The sequence below is a fragment of the Prosthecobacter vanneervenii genome (genome assembly GCF_014203095.1).
Taxonomy (GTDB): Bacteria; Verrucomicrobiota; Verrucomicrobiia; order Verrucomicrobiales; family Verrucomicrobiaceae; genus Prosthecobacter; species Prosthecobacter vanneervenii.
The window spans coordinates 1,071,305-1,090,802 of sequence record NZ_JACHIG010000001.1; the positions used below are offsets into that span (position 1 = coordinate 1,071,305).

Here is a 19,498-nt window from a genome sequence, read left to right on the forward strand (position 1 = left end):
ACCGGGGACGGCTCAATTCTAGTCTCGTATTTTAGCCCTCGTTTGGGTCTAATAAGGCTGAATAGCGGATTATTCCGCTGTTCAGATAACATAATAACCAAACGATAAGATAAGCATAAAATGAAAACGAAACTAAACCACGCCTTCACTCTGATCGAGTTGTTGGTGGTGATCACGATCATCGCGATTCTCGCGGGATTGGCCGTGCCCACCTACACAGCGATCCAGACGACGGCCAATCAGACCCGCGGCGTCAACAACGCCAGACAGATCATCACCTCGATGAAGCTGTTCTCCAAAGAACACAGCAGCCAGTACCCCGACACGGTGGTCAATCCCGTGACAGGCAGCCTGGCGCAAAACGCCAACGACGCCTTCCGCCTCATGATCCAGGAAAGGATCGTGTCGGACGAGCGCATCTTTGGCTGCCCCGCCGGCTACACCCCGGACAACAGCCTGGGTGCGGCCCCAGACTTCCGCCAGGCGCTTACGCCAGGAGAGAACCACTGGGCCTTGACGGCTGGCCAGACGGACACCGCGGTGGGCAGCATGCCCCTCGTGTTTGAAAACCCCGCATCCCCCGGCTGGCCTCCCCAGTGGAATGCGAACATGGCAGGTCAGATAGCTCCCGGCCGCACCTGGCCCGGCGGCAAGATCATCATCGGTCGCAATGACGGCAGCGTGTCTGTGGAGACGCTGTCGGACGCCAAGGGCATGGTGGGCCCCAAAATGATGGCAGGCGGGGTGAACCTCTTCACCCAGGCCTCCGAGGGCATCCCGCAGCGCATCCTGCCGGTGGTGTACAGCGGCGCAGGCCTGCCGCCCAACAGCCAGCCGGACACCCTGCCACCACCCGCGACTGAAGGGCTGCCCGGATCCCAAGTGCCTGTGGCCCCGACCGCACCCGGAGCGCTGCCTCCTTCGGGACTGTGATCCTGGCTTGAGACTGTAGCTAAACTCCAAGCCGCCGGGTGCATGCCGCCCGGCGGCTTTTTTATGCTTTGATCTTCAGAACTCCAGCAGCGCCGGCGCCGAACTTCAGTCGTCTCCCGCCCTACCGAGAAAGGTGTCATTTTTTTCTCGCATTTCAGAGGCTGGTTGGGTCTAATCAGATGGATACCGGTTTATTCCGGAGCCACATAACATCATAACCAACCCGCAAAACATACGCCTCCAATGAAAACAAAAAGAAACCAAGCCTTCACTCTCATCGAGTTGTTGGTGGTGATCACGATCATCGCGATTCTCGCGAGCTTGGCCGTGCCCGCCTTCACCATGGTGCAGACCCAAGGCAACCAGATGAAAGGCGTGAACAACGCCAAGCAGATCATCCTCTCGCTGAAGCAGTTCTCCAAGGACAATAACAGCCAGTACCCTGATTCAGTCCCCAACCCGCTGACTGGCAGCCAGGCCCAGACCGCCAATGACGCCTTCCGCTACATGATCCAGGAGCAGATCGTCACCGACGAGCGCATCTTCGGCTGCCCTGCCGGCTACACTCCAGACAACGTGATCGGCCAGCCGCCAAACTACGGCAATGCCCTCATGCCCGGCGAAAACCACTGGGCCATGACCGCAGGCCAGACTGACACCAGCGTGGGCAACATGCCCATCGTGTTTGAAAATCCCGCAACCCAGGGCTGGCCTCCGCAGTGGAACGCCGACCTGGCAGGCCAGGTGAAGCCCGGCCGCACCTGGACCGGTGGTGCCATCATCATCGGCCGCAACGACGGCAGCGTCTCGGTTGAAAAGCTCAGCGGCAAGCGCGGCATGGTGGGTCCGAAGATCCTGCCAGGCGGCATGGACTCCTTCACCCAGGCTGCACAGAACATCCCTCAGCGTGTGCTTGGCATCATCTACAGCAACAATGGCATGCAGAGCGGCGGCACTGCCGGCGGCCCTGGCGGAGCCTTGGGCGGCGTTCCTGGAATGCCCCCTCCCGCCTTTGGCGCACCTGGCGGTGCTCCTGGCGGCCTGCCTGGTGGCCTGCCCCCCGCACCTGGTGCCCCTGGCCTGCCTGGCGCACCTGCTGCCCCAGGAGGTCTTCCCCCCTCCCCTCTTGGCCAGTAATTTTGCTCTAGCCTAAGGCATCATTGTACCTTCCACGCCGCCGGATGTATCTCATCCGGCGGCTTTTTTTGCACTTCCAAAGGCCGGTTTGAAGGCAAACCACTTGACCCCTTCCCCGGCATCTTGGATTACTGTCATGTGGCGAAAATTGCAGGCCGCCTGCCGTTTGCCACCCTCTCCCGAAAACCACCTGCACATGCCGACTTTCCCCACCCCTCGCCATGCACTGAACCGCACGCTCATCGGCTCCCTCTGGGCCGCCCTGATGGTTCTGATGCTGGCGGGCAAAGCGAGCGCTTTTGACACGGTGATCCTGGACCCAGGACACGGGGCCCATGACCGTGGCGCAGCAATCGGCTACGTGTATGAAAAGCACCTGGCACTGGACACCGCACGCCGGGTGGAGCAACTGCTGCGCAAAGAGGGGCTGAAAGTCATCATGTCCCGCAGCCGGGATGTCTTCATTCCGCTGCAAGACCGCTCCGCGCTGGGAAACAGCCGTGGGAATGCCATTTTTGTGAGCATCCACTACAACTACAACCGCGGCGGCAGCGGCTCCGGAGTGGAGACCTACTACCATTTTTCCTCCAGCTACATGCTGGCAGCATACATCCAAGCCTATCTGGTGCAGCGCACCGCCATGACCAATCGTGGTGTCAAGAGCGCCAATTTCCATGTTATCCGCGCCACCACGAAAAACCCCGCCGTGCTGGTGGAGTGCGGTTTTGTCAGCAACTCCACCGAGCGCTCCCACATGCTTACGGGCGAATTTCGCGCCAAGATCGCCGAAGGCATAGCCCAAGGCATCGTGGCGTTTCGCAAGTCCAAGTGAGACAGCGTCCTTAGCCGGAACTGTGGTAGGTGCATTCCACGACGTGGATAGGCATCATTACTCCGCTTTTGCAGGCTCCCATTCAAGGGTATCCAGAGCCTTGATCGCCGCCTGGAAGTAGGGGTCTTTCACATCGTCTGCCATGATGGAAATGGTTCCCAGAATATCTGGCAGAGGCGCCACAAAAGCGGACGCAGACACCCTGGGCAGCCCCACCTCGACGGGCTTTCCGACCATGAAGGCGTCAGTATAGGACGCCTGACAGCCGACGCCTTTGGCCAGCTTGATCTCCTGCAGATTCATTGCTCCCTCCACCGACCGGATGACTGCTTTCTGCTGCGCATTTTCAGCCGTACGCCGGATGTCTTCCATCGTGGTGTAACGTGCGGTGCTGTGAAAAAACGTCATCATCCAGCTTTTGTTGGGATCGCTGGCGGAGAAAAGAGAAACAGTCCATTGCTCTGGCAGTCCGAGTCCTTTGGCGGTGCTCATGTTGCCCACCCACCAGCCCGAAGGAATCTCGATTTGCAGCCGCCCCAGGTCACCGAAGATGAACTGGCGCCTCCCACCTTTCCACTCAGTGAATGGGCCGCAGGACAGCGACTGAGCCAGATGCTTGAGCATTGAGCGGTCTTCGTCTTTCGCCGCCGTGACTGATGCCTGCAGATGGATCCACTTGCCACGATAGGCGAGGCAGCAGATGAGATTTGCCTGTACAGACTTGTCGTCTTTACCGGCGTCGGCGGTCAGGTATTCGACACATTCGCATCCTGGTGCGCTCCATTGCTGCACGCTGGCCTGCTGGATCTGTGCATTCTGCCTGGCCTGAGCCCAGACATCATCGCGGCAGGCCACGCTGTCTCCACCTGATGCAGCAGGAGGCTCCACCACGACCACAAGACTGAAACGCCCGTCGCTGCAACGGTATTCCAGACCGTGCTCATTCGGCATCAGGTTCTCCATCGCGGGCACGGGACCGTCAAAGGTGACCTGCCAGCCCTGCCCAGCTACGGGAATGACCAATGACTCGGCATGCAGCGAGGCGCAGCAGAGCACACTGATCAGTGATGCTGTGAGGCCTCGGCGCATACGATCATGTCATGGATTACACCATCTCCATCATGCGCTTCTTCTTCGGTTTGCCGGCGCGCACGAGTTCCACATCGGCGGCCACGACTTTGTACTCGGGGCACATCGTATCGCCATCACAGCCCTGGCCGGTGACGTTGTTCACCATGGCGTCGGGGAAATGGAAGGTGGTGTAGAGGATGCCGGGCTTGACCTCATCCGTCACACGGGCCTCCAGTTCCACCTCGCCACGGGCGCTGAAGAGGCGCACGATGTCGCCGCTGCGGATGCCTTTTCGCTGGGCGTCGGCGGGATTGAGGGAAAGGTAGTCCTGCCCCACGATCTCGCTGTTGCCGGTGCGGCGTGTCATGGTGCCGCAGTTGTAATGTTCCAGGATGCGTCCGGTGGTGAGGATAAAGGGGAACTCGCCGCGGTGGGTTTCCAGCTCGGTGGATTCCTTCCAGGAGAAGAAATGGAAGTGCCCCTTGCCTCGGGTGAACTGCTCCTGGTGCATGATCTGCGTATCCACGCCGCCTTCCTTTACAGGCCATTGCAGGCCGTTCTCTCCCAGATTTTCCCAGGTGATGCCTTTGAAGAAGGGAACGATCTGCGCCACCTCCGCCAGCACGCCATCTGGCGTATAGTCTGGCTGGGCCACGCCAAAACGCTGCAACACCTCGCAGAGGATCTGGCCGTCGGGCTTGGTGCCGGGCAGCGGCTTCACCGTAGCGTTCACACGCTGCACGCGACGCTCGGCATTGGTGAATGTGCCGCTCTTTTCCAGGAAGGAGGAGGCGGGAAGAATGACGTCCGCGTACTTGGCGGTCTCCGTCATGAAGATCTCCTGCACCACGAGGAACTCCAGGCTTTCCATGGCATGGCGTACGTGGTGGGCGTCGGGGTCGGTCTGCACCACGTCTTCTCCCATGAGCCAGAGGGCCTTCAGCTTGCCCTCGATAGCGGCATCAAACATCTGCGGGATCTTCCAGCCGGGCTCGGTGGGTGTGGGCACGCCGTAGAAGTCGGCGTAGCGCTGCTGCACCTGGGGATCGGCCATTTCGTAATAGCCTGCGCCTTGATGCGGCTGGCAGCCCATGTCTGCGGCACCCTGCACGTTGTTCTGGCCGCGCAGCGGGTTCACGCCCACGCCGGGGCGGCCGATGTTGCCGGTCATCATCGCCAGATTGGAGATAAGCATGACGGTCTTGGCGCCCTGCTGGTGCTCGGTGACGCCCAGGCCGTGGAAGCTCATGGCGGCCTCAGCAGAGGCGTACTCGATGGCGGCGGCACGAACGAGGTCGATGCTGACGCCAGTGATCTTTTCCAGCTCGGCAAGATCCAGCGCACGCAGTCCGGCTTCAAACTCCTCCCAGTTTTCGCAGCGCTTTTTGATGAAGTCGGTCTTCACCAGACCAGCATCAAGGATGCAGCGGGCAAACATGTTGAGCAGCGCCACGTTGGTGCCAGGGCGGAGCTGCAGGTGGTGCTTGGCATAGGGCACCAGCTCGATCTTGCGCGGATCGATCACGATGAGCGGCGTGCCCTTCATGATGTGCTGCTTCAGGCGTGCGCCGGTCACAGGATGGCCTTCCGTGGGATTCGCCCCGATGACGAGGATGCAGCGAGTGTGCTCGATGTCCTCATACGAATTGGTGGCGGCACCGGTGCCAAAGCTCTTCTGCATGCCCCAGGCGGTGGGCGAGTGGCAGACGCGGGCGCAGCAGTCGATGTTGTTGGTGCCCATCACGTTGCGGATGAACTTCTGCATGAGGTAGTTTTCCTCATTGGTGCAGCGTGCGGAGGAGATGCCCGCCACCGACTGGCCGCCGTGGTCCGCCTTGATACGGGTCAGGTTGGTAAAGATGTGGTCGTAAGCCTCTTGCCAGGTGGCTTCCTTGAACTGGCCGTCCGGCTGCTTGATCAGCGGGGTGCGCAGGCGGTCTTTGTGATTGTAGAACTTGAAGGCAAAGCGCCCCTTGAGGCAGGTGTGCGCGTGGTTCACCTCGGCGTCCACCGGGGCCTGGATGCTGAGCACCTGATCACCCTTCGTCGCCACGTTGAGATTGCAGCCCACGCCGCAGTAGGTGCAGATGGTGCGGGTCTTCTTCGTCGCTTCGATGGACTTGGAGAAAAACACATCGCTGATGGCTGAGGTGGGACAGGCCTGGGAGCAGGCGCCGCAGGAGACGCACTCGGAGTCGGCGAAGGACTGGTCCAGCCCCTTGATGATCTTGGCATTGAAGCCGCGGCCATGCATGGAGAGCACGTGCTGGCCCTGGATCTCATCGCAGGCACGCACGCAGCGGGCGCAGTTGATGCACTTGGAGAGCTCTGACGTCATGTAGGCGTGGGAGAGGTCCTTCTTGCGGTCCAGATGGTTGGCACCGGCAGGATAGCGCACCTTGCGGATGCCCACCTTGGCCGCCACGGTCTGCAGTTCGCAGTTGCCGCTCACCTCGCAGGTCAGGCAGTCCAGCGGATGGTCAGTGAGCACGAGCTCGACGATGTTCTTGCGCAGCTTCCGCACCTTCTGCGATTCGGTGAAGACATGCATGCCCGCCGTCAGCGGCGTGTGGCAGGACGCCACCACGCGGCGTGGCCCATCGGCCTGCAAAGCGACTTCCACCGAGCACACGCGGCAGGCGCCATAGGGATCGAGCTGCGGCGCATCACACAGCGTGGGCACATGGCCGCGCCCGCGATGACGGTCAATGAAATCGAGCAGCGTATCGCCTTCATTGAAGCTGTAAGCATCGCCGTCGATGAATGCGGTGAGGGTGGAAAGATCCTTGACCATGGGTGCGCGCGTGAGGTGGTAGGGGTGGAGAACAGTTTAATGAATAGAACCGCTCTCGGGAAGGTGTTTTCGCAGGAAAATCATGTGTTTTTCGGGTGCGGTGCGATGTCGAAAAGCTCTCGGCATCAGGCCGAATCTATCAACGCTCAGCGTGCGCACGAAGACGCACCGCCGAAATTTATCGACCGCGCGATCACTGGAAGCCCTTAAGGGCCGTCACTCCCGCACAATCTTCGGCTCGATCTGCAGGCATCGTAGTTTTCCACCCTGCAGCCACCCTTCGTCGTTGCGGAGGATGGCGCGGAGGGTTTTCGGCGGGGTGGAACCGCTGATGTAGGTATCCGCTTTGATCAGAGTGATGGTGAGGGTGCCGTCGGAGTGGAGGAGGAGAGTCTGGGGCTTGTCGCTGTCGAACCAGCCATCTTCGGTAAAGGCGATGATCTTGTCGGCTTCGCGCTGGTTCTTGCAGATGCGGGCCTCGGAGGTGGCGGGTCGGAGGATGAGGGTGATCTGGTCGCCCTTTTCGGTGACGGTGGAGGTCCAGGCGGCGCTGGGCTGCTCGGCTCGGTCGCGTTCGGCTTCGAAAAGCGGGTGCCATTGTTTATCCAGCCCGGCGGCGGCGGCCACGGGGAGACTCAGACTGAGATCCAAGGATGCGGGGTGGCAGGTATTGCCACAGCACATCCAGGAGGCGGTGCCGCCGAGGGTGAGCGTCTGCCCCGGCTTGAGATCGGCGGGAGGGGTGATCTGGGTGCGCAGCATGACATCGCGCTCGAATCCCTGCGCCTTGATCTGAAACATGAGGGTGCGCTCGGGCTCGGGATAGACAAGCGGCCCGGCCTTCCAGCCACGTGGCAGATTCCACTTCATCTGCGTGGCCACGCCGACGATGCCAGGAAAGCGCCAGTAGGTGTGCCAGCCGTGCTGATGCTGCAGCCAGAGGCCGACGGTGAAGGGCTGACCAGGAACGATGGCGGTGGTCTCGGAGACGAGTTGAATCTTGAGGCCGGTCTGGGAGAAAGCTGAAGGCTTAAAGATGAAAAATGCCAGTAGGAGCAGCAGCAGAAAGCGGCAGGAACTGCCGAGGGACACGTGTGTCTGCGAACGGTTGAAGGTGAGCATGTGGAAAGGCAGAACGAGGGGTGGCGGCGGAATGCTGCGGGCTCGGCGGCCCGCGCTCCGGAAGGGGCAGTATGGATACGCGCCTGAGTGGGGCAAATGGTTCCCAAGATTGGGGAAAGGAAGAACAAGCGCGTGTGCCTGCTCTGCGAAAAAAAAACACCGCAGGGACTGGCCTGCGGTGTTTTACGAATACCCTGGGATGCAGAGCGGGAAGATGGGAACCAGCTTCGCTTACGCGAGTGCGGCGAGGCGCTTGGTCAGGGCGTCTTTGGACTGCACGCCGACGACGCTTTCCACAGCCTTGCCGCCTTTGAAGAAGACGAGCATTGGGATGGAGCGCACGCTGAACTGTGCGGAGAGATTGGGCGCTTCATCCACATTCACCTTGCCGATCTTGACCTTGCCGGCCTGCTCTTTGGCGAGGTCGTCGAGGATGGGTCCCAGCATGCGGCAGGGCCCGCACCATTCAGCCCAGAAGTCCACGATCACCGGAACGGTGGAGGAGGAGATTTCGGCTTCAAAATTTGCTTCGGTGAGGGTGACGACTGCTTCGCTGGCCATGATGTGGATAGGGTGGGGTGGAGAGAAAGGTTACGGCCGCACGCTGGCATCGGAGACACATGAATCAACGAAAGTTTTCGCCTACCCGGCCCAACAGGCTGAAAAAAGCGCCCACGGCCGAATGTGACGACATTTCCAGCAGCCCCAAAGATTGGAGTCAATCGAGCAAAAGATTCATTTAGGAGGGGTTGTTACCAGGAAGAATTGACGAATGTGAAAAACTCTTTCTTGCCGTTTCGGAGGACTCACGGCTGAATGGCTGTCCATGAAGCCAAGCCGCCACTCTGCGGGCCTGACGGGCCGGAGGTTGAAGCGTCTGCTGCATCAGCTGTGCGATCGCGCACAAGATGATGTGCGGAGGATGGCCGCGCACGAAGAGAGCGCCACCCACCAGCTGCGCGTGCGCATGAAGAAGATGCTGGCGCTGCTGCGGCTGGCGCAGGCAGGCATGGAAGAGCAGACGATGCAGGCCATGCGGCAGCACCTGCGTACGGTGAAAAACGCCTGCGCCGGAAACCGGGAGCAGGTGGTACGCTGCAGGCTGCTGGACAAACTGGCGCGCCGCTTTCACCTGGCACCGCGCCACCGCCCGCAGATCACGGGAGCTACGGCCAAGGCACCTGCCGCCGCAGGGCTGCTGCACCAGCTTTATGCGATGGGTCGTCTGATCGACAGCACCTGCATCGAGACGCTGACGGAGGAGCAGATTTTAGAGGAGCATGCGCGCTGCTACCGCAAGGGGCGGCGGCTGATGAAGGAGTCGTGCGAAACGACGAACTCCCGCACGCTGCACCGCTGGCGGCACCGGGTGAAGGACCTGTATTTCCAAACGCTGGCGCTCTCCCACCTGCGCGGGGCGGCCCGGCGCATCCGGCGCACACAGCGCCTGGGACATCTGCTGGGGCGTGACCAGGACCTGGCCAATCTGGCGACGGAGCCCGCTTTTGCCGTGCGGCGCAGCCCGTGGCAGGAGGTGATGCAGGAGCACCGCGAGGAGCTGCGGGAGCGCTATCTGGCACTGGGGCACAAGCTGTATGCACCGCACAACACGCGGTTCAGCGGACGGATCATGCAGAGTGTGTGAGCGCCATCCGGAATGTGCCAAGCACCAGCAGCTACTGCATTCGAGCATTTGGTGGTATGGACGCATCACACGTTTCGTTCGCATGCGGATGATGCTGAAAACCGCTCTAGGTAGTACAAGGCTTGCTGGACACAACAAGCCCCCCTGCCCCAGCGCGCAGACTTACAGACCTGCGGCGCGGCGGGCGTCCTGGACGAGGTGGATGAAGCGGGTGCGCTCTCCGGAGGTGTCGGTGCCCTTGGCCTGTTTGGCCAGGTTGAGCACGAGGTCATGATTCAGGCTGCCGAGGTGGTCTGCCCCACGCAGAAGGAGGCCGAAACCGACAACGGAGGTCTCAAAGACGAAGTCCTCGCGCGCATTGAGCAGGGAGTAACCGCGGTCGATGACCTGAAGCTTGCTGCTGTCAAAGGGGCCGACAGTCTGGGAGGTGAAGTGGGAGTTTGGCAGAGTCACAGTGGCAACCTGGCGGGCGTTGTCTCCGGTGCCGTTGGGCTGGAATTCATACCAGAGCACATGGCTGCCGGCGCTGCGGCGCTCGGGGGCGGCGAGGTGGCGCTCGCAGAGCATGCGGTACTGTTTGACGTTGGCCTGGTCAAAGCTGACCTGCACGGGGAAGGCGGCGTCAGAGGAGAGCACGGCGGACTGATCTGCCGGGAGCTGAATGACGACGCGCATGAGACGATGCGCGGGGTTCCACGGGCAGGAGGCCACCTCGGCTTTCCAAGAGTGGATGTAGAGGGAGGGGCGCTCGGCTTTGGCCTCAGGTTTGTTGGTGTTCGCAGCCTGAGGAGCGGGGGAGGCAAAGATCTCGCCTTTGGGTTTGGCTGGAGGCGGCGGGCGTAGTTGGGCGGGGCGAAGGCTGAACTGGTCGGCCGCCTGCTTGGTGGTGCTGACAAAGCTGCCATGTCCGGAGGCCATGGCAAAGCCCTGGGTAGGGGAACCTGAAGGAACTGCAACCTTGGCCGCAGGTGCGGGGACAGCCACCGGGGCGGGATCAGCCTTGGCCACGGCGACCACAGGGGCGGGAACTGCCGCCGGGGCAGGAGCAGGAGGCACGGCAACAACCTGCACCTCCTTCTTTTCCACCGGCTGTGGATTGACCACAGGCGCGGGCGCAACCGCTACGACAGGAGCTGGTGCTGGTGAGGGCAAACTCTTGGGGGAGAGCTTTTCAGCAGAGGCAGCGGTGGCTGCCAGCTGCGGGGCGCTGGAGTCTGGCTTGCGAGCAGGCTCGTCTTTGTCCCCCTGCTCTGCGGCGCTACGCATGTCGGGGGCAAAGGACCAGCCTGCAAAGAAGGCGGCTCCGGTCAGGGCGAGCACGGCGGCGATCTTGGCCAGCGTGCCCATGACGGGCCAGAAGAGCTGCGGAGCGGGCTTGCGCAGCGGGCGCGGCATCATGGGCTGAATGCGGCGTGGGAGATTGGAGGGGTGCAGCACGGCGTGGCGCTGCTCGTGGGTGAGGCGTGCCAGGGGGATCGGAGCGCCATGGCGGAGGGCGTCTGTCACGGCCTCGATCTGCTCCAGCTCATGGGCGGCGGCGGGGGTGGTGGCCAGCATCTCATGCATGGCGCGCGCCTCCTCGCCGCTGAGCTCTCCGAGCGCATAGGCGGTGAAGTGGGGATTGTCCTGAAGAGGGTTCATGATCTCGTAGGGGTGTATTCTTCGCTTACGTCGTTGTTCATCAGCTCGCGAAGTTTTTTGATGGCATGGTGCATGATGAAGCCGACATTGCCGACACTGAGGCCGGTGATGCCAGCGATCTCCTGGTAGGAGCAGTCGTGGAGAAACTTGAGGCGGACGACCTCGCGCTGATTGGGGCGTAGGCGGTCCACGCACTGCCAGATGCGCTCGTAGAGCTCATGCGTGCCAGCGTGCTGCGAGGGGTCGGGCTCGTGGTCGGTGGCGGCTTCGATAAGTTCATCGTTGCCGATGTCGAGACGCTGCTCCTTGCGGAGGATGTCAAAGGCACGGTTGCGGCAGACGGTGAAGAGCCAGGATTTGAGGTTTTCCCGCACACGGTCGGGCTCGGTGAGGTAGAGGCGCAGCATGGCGTCCTGCACGACATCGCGTGCACGCTCGGTGTCTCCACCAAGAATGCTGGCCGTGTAAGCGATGAGCGTGCTTTCATGCTGATCCAGGGCACGTCTGACCAACACGGCGGCTTCATCCTGTACGTGGGGGTCGGGCATGCGTAAGTTCAGGGTTGGAACGAGCGGGCACGGCAGGAAATTAGGCCGGAGCGGAAAGTTGACGCCATTTTCCGGCTTGGAAACCGTAATTTTGCTCCCACCCCCGCATACGAGGGGAGAGTTGAGACGATACGGAGTGGCTCACCAGCCGCCGCCGAGTGCCTTCACGAGGGCCACGGTGGCCAAAAGGCGGCGGGAGCGGATGTTGATGGCGCTGACTTCGGCATTCAGCGCGGAGGCCTGGGCTGTGGTGACATTGATGTAGCTCAGCGTGCCAGCCTGATACTGGTTGACGGCGATGCGCTCGCTCTCGCGGGCAGCGCGCACGGCTTCGTCCTGTGCCTGGGATTCAGCGGCGAGGATGCGCAGGGTGGAGAGCGCGTCCTCGGTCTCCTGCATGGCGGTGAGCACGGCCTGGCGGTAGTCAGCCACGGTCTGACGCCAGGTGGCGTCCGCCTGGGCCTTGGCGGCGATGCGCTGGCCGCTGTCGAGCAGGTTGAAGGTGGCGTCGGGTCCAAAGGACCAGTAGTTGTTTCCCTGCGCGAGGAGATTGGTCAAAGCGCGCCAGCCGGAGGAGGCACTGAAGGAGATGGTGGGAAAGAAGGCGGCGATGGCAGCACCGATGCGCTCATTGGCGGCAGCCACACGGCGCTCCGCCGCAGCGATGTCCGGCCTGCGCTGCAGCAGCGTGGAGGGCGCATTGGAGGGCAGGCCGGGGATGTGGGTGGACAGCGTGGCGGGCTTCAGCCCAAAGTCCGCCGGAGTGCGCCCCGTAAGCACGGCAATGGCATGCTCCATAGTGGCGCGATTGACGCCCACATCGATGAGTGCAGCGCGTGCGGTGGCGAGCTGGGTGGCGGCGAGGGCCACGTCTGCCTCGGAGGCAACGCCCTGGGCCTTGCGGTTTTGGGTCAGCTCCAGAGACTTGGCATAGCTGGCCACCTGGCGCTCCAGGAGGTTTTTTTGGGCATCTGCGGCACGCAGCGTGAAGTAGCTCTGCGCGGCCTGCGCCTGCAGGGTGAGGCGCATGGTTTCCACATCGGCCCTGGCGGCTTCGGAGTCGGCCTTGGTGGCCTTGGCGCTGTGGCGCAGACGGCCCCAGATGTCGATCTCCCAGCTGGCCTGGCCGCTGATGGACTGGATCTTCTTCACCCCAGATCCTGCCCTGGCCGCATTGATGGAGTTTGCACTGCCGCCACCACCGAGGGCACCACTCATGTTCACCGTGTAGTCGGCGCTGGTGGAGGCCGTGGGCAGGAAGGCAAACTTGGCGGCGGTGAGCAATGCGGAGGTCTGCTGCGCCTTGGCCACAGCGGACTGGAGGGACTGGTTGGACACCTCCAGGCTCTGCATGATGGCGTCGAGGTCCCGGTCATGGAAGATGGACCACCAGCTGCCACGCGGCAGATGGTCTGCGGGCACCGCCACCTTCCACTCTTTGCTCTCCTTGAAATGAGCAGGCAGCTTCATGGCCGGAGCCTGCTTTTTGGGTGAGAAACTGCAGCCAGCGGCTGCCAGCGTGAGCAGCGGGAGAAGGAAACGGGTCATCATAGTGCAGCGGGAGCGGGAGCAGAGACAGGATGCGTTACGGGCGAGATGTGGTGTTTTTTCAGGAAGCGCAGCCGCAGGCTGTCGAGAAAGAGATAGACAACCGGCGTGGTGTAAAGCGTGAGCACTTGGCTGACGATGAGCCCGCCCACCACGGCGATGCCCAGCGGGCGGCGCAGCTCGGAGCCCACACCGGTGCCAAAGGCCAGCGGCAGTGCGCCCAGCAGCGCGGCGGCGGTGGTCATCAAAATGGGGCGCAGGCGCAGCTGGCAGGCCTCGTAGATAGCCTGGAAGGAATCGAGCCCGCGCTCGCGCTCTGTCTGCAGCGCGAAGTCGATCATCATGATGGCGTTCTTTTTCACGATGCCGATGAGGAGGAAGATGCCGATCATGGCCATGACATTGAAGTCCATGCCAAAGACATAGAGCGCCAGCAGCGCGCCCACCCCGGCAGAGGGCAGCGTGGAGAGGATGGTGAGCGGGTGCAGAAAGCTCTCGTAGAGAATGCCCAGCACGAGGTAGATGACGATGAGCGCGGTGAGGATGAGGATGGGCTGGTTGTTCAGCGAGGCCTGGAAAGCGCCCGCCGTGCCGGCAAAGATGCGCTGCACATCTTCTGGCAGGTTCAGCTTGTCCACGGTTTCCGTCACCGCTTCAGTGGCCTGGGCAAAGGAGGTGCCGGGAGCCACATTGAAGGAGAAGGTGAGCGCGGTGAACTGCCCCTGATGACTGATGGAAAGCGGTGCGGGCGCGGCCTCCCAGCGGGCGAGCTGATTCAGCGGCACCAGCTTGCCGGAGGTAGTGCGCACCATCACATGCTCGAGTGCGCCTGCGTCGTCGTTTTGTGAGGCCTCCAAAATGACGCGATATTGGTTCAGCGGCGCATAGATGGTGGAGACCATGCGCTGGCCAAAGGAGCTGTTGAGCGCGGCATCCACGGACTGCATGGTCACGCCAATGCGGGCGCAGGCATCGCGGTCCACCACGAGGCGGGTCACGGTGCCCTTGTCTTCAAAGTCGCTGTTCACATCAGTGAGCTCCTTGAGTCCCAGCAGCGCCAGACGCACCTTGGGCTCCACACTGCGGAGGGTGGCCACGTCATTGGCCATGAGGGTGTACTGATACAGCGCACGGCTGGAGCGGCCGCCGATGCGCAGATCCTGCGAGGGCATGAGCAGCAGCATGGCACCGGGAATTTTGGAGAGCTTGCCACGGAAGCGGGCAAGAATGGCGTCCATCGGCTCACGCTCGGCCAGGGGCTTGAGCGCTACGAACACGCGGCCGGTGTTTTTGGGGCCGCCCATGCGGGAGTCTGAGCCGCAGCTGGCATTGAGCTTGGCCACGGCGGGGTCGTTTTGCACGAGGTTGGAGATCGTGATGATCTTGTCGCGCATGGCCTGGAAGGAGATGTTCTGGTCGGCACTGATGCTGCCGATGAGGAGGCCGTTGTCCTGCTGGGGAAAGAAGCCCTTGGGGATGGTGACGTAGAGCCAGCCGGTGAGACCCACGATGCCGAGAAGAGAGCAGAGCGTGAGCCAGCGGTGGCGCAGCGCGATGTGCAGCGTGTAGGCGTAGAAGGACTGAATCCAGAGGAAGATGCCCTCCGAAAAGCGGGCAAAGAAGCCGGGCTTGTGATCATGCGGATCCGCCCTGACCATGCGTGCGCACATCATGGGCGTGGTGGTGAGTGAGACCACGAGAGACACGGCGATGGCCACGGAGAGCACCACGGCAAACTCGCGGAAGAGCAGCCCCATGAGCCCGCCCATCAGAAGAATGGGAATGAACACCGCCACCAGGGAGATGCTCATGGAGATGACGGTGAAGGTAACCTCCCGCGTGCCGCGCCGCGCGGCCTCCATGACAGGCATGCCGTTTTCGATGTGGCGAGTGATGTTTTCCAGCACCACCACGGCGTCGTCCACCACAAAGCCGGTGCTGATGGTGAGGGCCATGAGGGAGAGATTGTCCAAACTGTAGCCGCAGAGGTACATGACCCCGAAGGTGCCCAGCAGGGAGACGGGCACGGCCACGCCGGGAATAAGGGTGGCGCGAGCGCGGCGCAGGAAGGCAAACACCACCAGCACCACCAGCGCGATGGCAATGAGAAGCGAATGCTGCACGTCATCAATGGAGGCCTTGATGGTGATGGTGCGCTCCATGGTGATCTCCAGATTCATGGCCGCCGGGATCATGGCCTTGAGCCGCGGCATGAGGGCTTTGATCTTGTCCACCACCTCGATGATGTTGGCCCCGGCCTGACGGAAGACGACAAAGGAGACGGATGTCTTGCCATTGGTGCTGCCGTAATTGAAGGCGTCCTGAACGGCGTCAGTGACCTCTCCAAGATCCGCGAGACGCACGGCGGCTCCATTGCTGTAGCTGACAATGACGTTTTTGTACTCCTCGGCCTTGGAGAGCTGGTCGCTGGCCACCACCTGCCAGCGGTGGCTGCGGTCTTCCACGATGCCCTTGGGCCGTGTCACATTGGCGCTGGTGATGGCAGCACGCACATCCTCCATGGTCAGATTGGCGCGCGTGAGAGCGGGCATGTTCATGGTGGCGCGCACGGCGGGCAGCGAGCTGCCGCCGATGCTGACATTTCCCACGCCGTCCACCTGCGAGATCTTTTGCGCGATGACGGTGGAGGCCACGTCGTACATCTGCCCGGGCGTGGCCACGTCCGAGGTCAGCGCCATGATCATGATGGGAGAGTCCGCCGTGTTCATCTTGCGGTACGTCGGATTTCCCGGCATGCCGGTGGGCAGCAGGCTGCGGGAGGCATTGATGGCGGCCTCCACATCGCGTGCGGCGCTGTCCACATCCCTGCTGATGTCAAACTGCAGGCTGATGCTGGTGACGCCCATGGAGGACGAAGAGGTCATCTCCGTGACACCGGCGATGCGCCCCAACGCACGCTCCAGCGGCGTGGCCACGGTGGCGGCCATGGTCTCCGGACTGGCACCGGGCAGCGAAGCGGAGACGGAGATGGAGGGCATGTCCACCTGCGGCAGCGGAGACACCGGCAGACTGGTGTAGGCCAGGGCACCCGCCAATGCGACCGCCAGCGTGGCGAGCGTCGTCGCCACGGGCCGGTGGATGAAGGTGTCTGTAAAACTCATGCGATGGCGGGGCTGGCGACGGCCGTCTGCTCCGCCGCCTGTCTGCGATGGGCGGAGGGAGCAAAGCGGTCAAAGATGAGATAGATGACCGGCGTGGTGAAAAGTGTGAGGAGCTGGCTGAAGAGCAGGCCGCCCACCATGGTAAGGCCCAGCGGATGGCGCAGCTCGGAGCCCTCCCCATGGCCGATCATGAGCGGCAGTGCACCGAGCAGCGCAGCCAGCGTCGTCATGAGGATGGGGCGGAAGCGCAGCAGGCAGGCCTGGTAGATGGCCTCGCGGGGGGACATGTTGTGCTCGCGCTCGGCCTCAATGGCGAAGTCGATCATCATGATGGCGTTCTTTTTCACGATGCCGATGAGCAGCACGATGCCGATGATGGCCATGACGCCGAGCTCGCTGTCTGTGAGCTTGAGCGCCAGCAGCGCACCCACGGCGGCGGAGGGCAGCGTGGAAAGAATGGTGAGCGGGTGGATGAAGCTCTCATACAAAATGCCGAGCACGAGGTACATGACGACCACGGCGGCTAGGATAAGCAGGAGCTGATTGCTTAGCGCGCTCTGGAAGGCGAGCGCGGTGCCGGCAAAGGCGGTCTCGATGCTGTCGGGCATGTTGATCTCGTTTTTGATGCGCTGGATCTCCGCCACGGCGGCACCGAGGGAGACACCGTGCGCGAGATTGAACGACACGGTGGCGGCGGGAAACTGATCCTGATGTGCGACCGCGAGCGTGGCGGGCTCCTCGACGATCTTGGCCACGGCATTCAGCAGCACCTGCTGCCCGCTGGTTGATGGCACGCGCACCTGGTCAAAAGCGGCCAGCCCTTCCTGAAACTCCAGGTCATGCTCCAGCACCACGCGGTACTGCCCGCTCTGGGTGAAGATGGTGGAGACGAGGCGCTGACCAAAGGCATTGTAAAGCGCAGCATCAATCGCCGCGACGGTAACGCCAAGACGGCTGGCGGTCTCGCGGTCGATGATGACACGCGCCTGCAGGCCGCGATCAAGAAGATCATCGGCCACATCAGCGAGCAGTGGAGACTCGCGCAACTCCTCCACCAGCGCGTGCGTCCAGTCCTGGAGAGACTCGATGTCGGGAGACTGCAAGGTGAACTGGAACTGCGTGCGGCTAACGCGGTCTTCGATGTTGAGATCCTGCACAGGCTGAAGGTAGAGCTGCACATCGGGCAGGCGGTTGGCCTTGTCCTGCAGGCGGCGCACCACCTGCATGGCGGTGGCGTCGCGCTCATGGCGGGGGCGCAGATTGATGAGCAGGCGGCCGGTGTTGGGCGTGGTGTTGACGCCATCCACCCCGATGAAGGAGGAGACGCTCTGCACGGCATTGTCTTCGAGGATCAACCGCGCCAGTGCCTGCTGCCTGCGCCCGAGCGCGGAGAAGGACACATTTTGCGGAGCCTCCACAAAGCCCTGGATGAGCCCGGTGTCCTGCAGAGGGAAGAAGCCCTTGGACACGCTCTCATAGAGAACGCCGGTGGCCACCAGCGTGGCGATGAAAACGAGCATGGTGGTGGCGCCGTGATTGAGCACGACACGCAGCACGCGGCCATAGAGGGCGATGATGGCATCAAAGCCACGCGATACCATCTGCGCGATGGGCCCCTCCCCTCCATGCCGGAGCAGGCGTGCGCACATCATGGGCGTGAGGGTGAGCGAGACGATGGCACTGATGACGATGGAGATGGCCAGCGTGATGGCGAACTCGCGGAACAGGCGGCCCACCACGTCCTGCATGAAGAGCAGCGGAATGAGCACGGCAATGAGCGAGAGCGTGAGGGAGATGATGGTGAAGCCGATCTGGCGCGCACCTTTCAAAGCAGCCTCCATGGCGGAGTCTCCCGCCTCGATGTAGCGCGCGATGTTTTCAATCATCACAATGGCGTCATCCACCACGAAACCGGTGGCGATGGTGAGGGCCATGAGCGTGAGGTTGTTCAAGCTGAAGCCGCAGACCCACATGACAGCAAAGGTGCCGACGAGTGAGAGCGGCACGGCCACGGCGGGAATGATGGTGGCGCTGACGCTGCGCAGGAAGACAAAGATGACGGCGACCACCAGCACGATGGAAAGCAGGAGCTCATACTGCACGTCCTCCACGGAGGCGCGGATGGTGGTGGTGCGGTCGGTGAGGAGCTGCACGTCCACAGCCTTGGGCAGGTTTTCCTTCAGCTTGGGGATCAGCGCTTTGATGCGGTCCGCCACCTCGATGACGTTGGCACCGGGCTGGCGCTGCACATTCACCACCACGGCGGGCTGCACATCCGCCCAGGCGGCGAGGCGTACGTTTTCCGCCTCATCCACCACGTCGGCCACGTCGATGACACGCACGGGGGCGTTGTTGCGCCAGGCGATGACGAGATTGCGGTAGTCGTCTGCGGAGATGAGCTGGTCATTGGCATCCACGGTGCTGCTGCGCGTGGCGCTGTCGAAGCCGCCCTTGGGCTGGTTCACATTGCCGGTGGAGATGGCCGCGCGCAGATCCTCGGTGCTGAGGCCGCGTGCTGAAAGCGCCACCGGATTGGCTCGAATGCGCACGGCGGGGCGCATGCCGCCGCTGAGGGAGACAAGGCCCACACCGGAGATCTGCGAGAGCTTGGGCACGAGGCGCGTGTCTGCGGCATCCTGCACCTTGATGAGCGGCAGCGACTGCGAGGTGAGCGCCAGCGTGATGATGGGCGCGTCGGCAGGGTTGACCTTGTTATAAACCGGCGGGTTGGGCAGGTCGGTGGGCAGCAGCGTGGTCGCGGCATTGATGGCGGCCTGCACGCTCTGCTCGGCAATGTCGAGCTTGAGCCCAAGAGTGAAGCGCAAGGTGATGACAGAGGAGCCGCCGCTGCTGATGGAGTACATCTGCGCGAGACCGGGCATCTGCCCAAACTGGCGCTCCAGCGGCGCGGTAACCGAGGACGTCATGACCTCCGGACCTGCACCGGGATAAAGCGTGACAACCTGGACGGTAGGGTAGTCCACCTGCGGCAGCGCGGAAACTGGCAGCAGGCGATAGGCAAGGCCGCCCACCAACAGCACGGCCACCATCAGCAGCGTGGTGGCTACGGGCCGCTCGATGAAGATGCGTGAGGGGTTCATGCGG

General features: G+C 62.4%; 13 protein-coding genes. 4 read left to right on the plus strand and 9 right to left on the minus strand.

The annotated features are described in order from the left end of the window. The first annotated feature begins 120 nt into the window (after nucleotides 1-120). The 3 genes from HNQ65_RS04110 to HNQ65_RS04120 all read left to right on the plus strand — a co-directional run bounded on the left by HNQ65_RS04110 (nucleotide 121) and on the right by HNQ65_RS04120 (nucleotide 2,902). Complete coding sequence (locus tag HNQ65_RS04110; RefSeq protein WP_184338196.1) at nucleotides 121-933, plus strand: type II secretion system protein; 813 nt, start codon at nucleotides 121-123, stop codon at nucleotides 931-933. 243 nt (nucleotides 934-1,176) lie between these two features. Beyond that, a complete protein-coding gene (locus HNQ65_RS04115; protein WP_184338197.1) occupies nucleotides 1,177-2,070 on the plus strand; it encodes a type II secretion system protein in 894 nt (297 codons plus the stop codon). Between the two features lie 196 nt (nucleotides 2,071-2,266). Next, the gene (locus HNQ65_RS04120; RefSeq protein ID WP_184338198.1) at nucleotides 2,267-2,902 is read left to right on the plus strand and encodes an N-acetylmuramoyl-L-alanine amidase family protein; all 636 of its coding nucleotides are present in this window, start codon (nucleotides 2,267-2,269) and stop codon (nucleotides 2,900-2,902) included. Nucleotides 2,903-2,959: 57 nt separating this feature from the next. On the opposite strand, the gene HNQ65_RS04125 is transcribed toward HNQ65_RS04120, so the two are convergent. The 4 genes from HNQ65_RS04125 to trxA all read right to left on the minus strand — a co-directional run bounded on the left by HNQ65_RS04125 (nucleotide 2,960) and on the right by trxA (nucleotide 8,450). Continuing rightward, a complete protein-coding gene (locus HNQ65_RS04125; protein WP_184338199.1) occupies nucleotides 2,960-3,991 on the minus strand; it encodes a hypothetical protein in 1,032 nt (343 codons plus the stop codon). 16 nt (nucleotides 3,992-4,007) lie between these two features. Beyond that, the gene (fdhF, locus tag HNQ65_RS04130) at nucleotides 4,008-6,767 is read right to left on the minus strand and encodes a formate dehydrogenase subunit alpha (protein WP_184338200.1); all 2,760 of its coding nucleotides are present in this window, start codon (nucleotides 6,765-6,767) and stop codon (nucleotides 4,008-4,010) included. A 216-nt stretch (nucleotides 6,768-6,983) separates the two neighbouring features. After that, nucleotides 6,984-7,889, minus strand: a complete 906-nt coding sequence (locus tag HNQ65_RS04135) for a protein-disulfide reductase DsbD domain-containing protein (RefSeq protein WP_184338201.1) — start codon at nucleotides 7,887-7,889, stop codon at nucleotides 6,984-6,986. 231 nt (nucleotides 7,890-8,120) lie between these two features. Next, nucleotides 8,121-8,450, minus strand: coding sequence for a thioredoxin (trxA, locus tag HNQ65_RS04140; protein ID WP_184338202.1), 330 nt, complete (start codon nucleotides 8,448-8,450; stop codon nucleotides 8,121-8,123). 265 nt (nucleotides 8,451-8,715) lie between these two features. Here trxA and HNQ65_RS04145 point away from each other — a divergent pair, with 265 nt between their 5' ends. Continuing rightward, a complete protein-coding gene (locus HNQ65_RS04145) occupies nucleotides 8,716-9,534 on the plus strand; it encodes a CHAD domain-containing protein (RefSeq protein ID WP_184338203.1) in 819 nt (272 codons plus the stop codon). A 162-nt stretch (nucleotides 9,535-9,696) separates the two neighbouring features. Here HNQ65_RS04145 and HNQ65_RS04150 read toward each other — a convergent pair whose 3' ends face one another. The 5 genes from HNQ65_RS04150 to HNQ65_RS04170 all read right to left on the minus strand — a co-directional run bounded on the left by HNQ65_RS04150 (nucleotide 9,697) and on the right by HNQ65_RS04170 (nucleotide 19,494). After that, complete coding sequence (locus HNQ65_RS04150; protein WP_184338204.1) at nucleotides 9,697-11,175, minus strand: YfbK domain-containing protein; 1,479 nt, start codon at nucleotides 11,173-11,175, stop codon at nucleotides 9,697-9,699. Beyond that, nucleotides 11,172-11,723 carry an RNA polymerase sigma factor gene (locus tag HNQ65_RS04155; RefSeq protein WP_184338205.1) on the minus strand — a complete coding sequence of 184 codons (552 nt, stop codon included), beginning with the start codon at nucleotides 11,721-11,723 and terminating at the stop codon, nucleotides 11,172-11,174. Before HNQ65_RS04155 ends, HNQ65_RS04150 begins: the two co-directional genes overlap by 4 nt. Nucleotides 11,724-11,864: 141 nt before the next feature. Then, the gene (locus HNQ65_RS04160; protein ID WP_184338206.1) at nucleotides 11,865-13,274 is read right to left on the minus strand and encodes an efflux transporter outer membrane subunit; all 1,410 of its coding nucleotides are present in this window, start codon (nucleotides 13,272-13,274) and stop codon (nucleotides 11,865-11,867) included. Next, on the minus strand, nucleotides 13,271-16,393 hold the full coding sequence (locus HNQ65_RS04165; RefSeq protein ID WP_184338207.1) for an efflux RND transporter permease subunit: 3,123 nt from the start codon (nucleotides 16,391-16,393) through the stop codon (nucleotides 13,271-13,273). Before HNQ65_RS04165 ends, HNQ65_RS04160 begins: the two co-directional genes overlap by 4 nt. Further along, the gene (locus HNQ65_RS04170) at nucleotides 16,390-19,494 is read right to left on the minus strand and encodes a multidrug efflux RND transporter permease subunit (protein WP_184338208.1); all 3,105 of its coding nucleotides are present in this window, start codon (nucleotides 19,492-19,494) and stop codon (nucleotides 16,390-16,392) included. Before HNQ65_RS04170 ends, HNQ65_RS04165 begins: the two co-directional genes overlap by 4 nt. Nucleotides 19,495-19,498 lie beyond the last annotated feature (4 nt).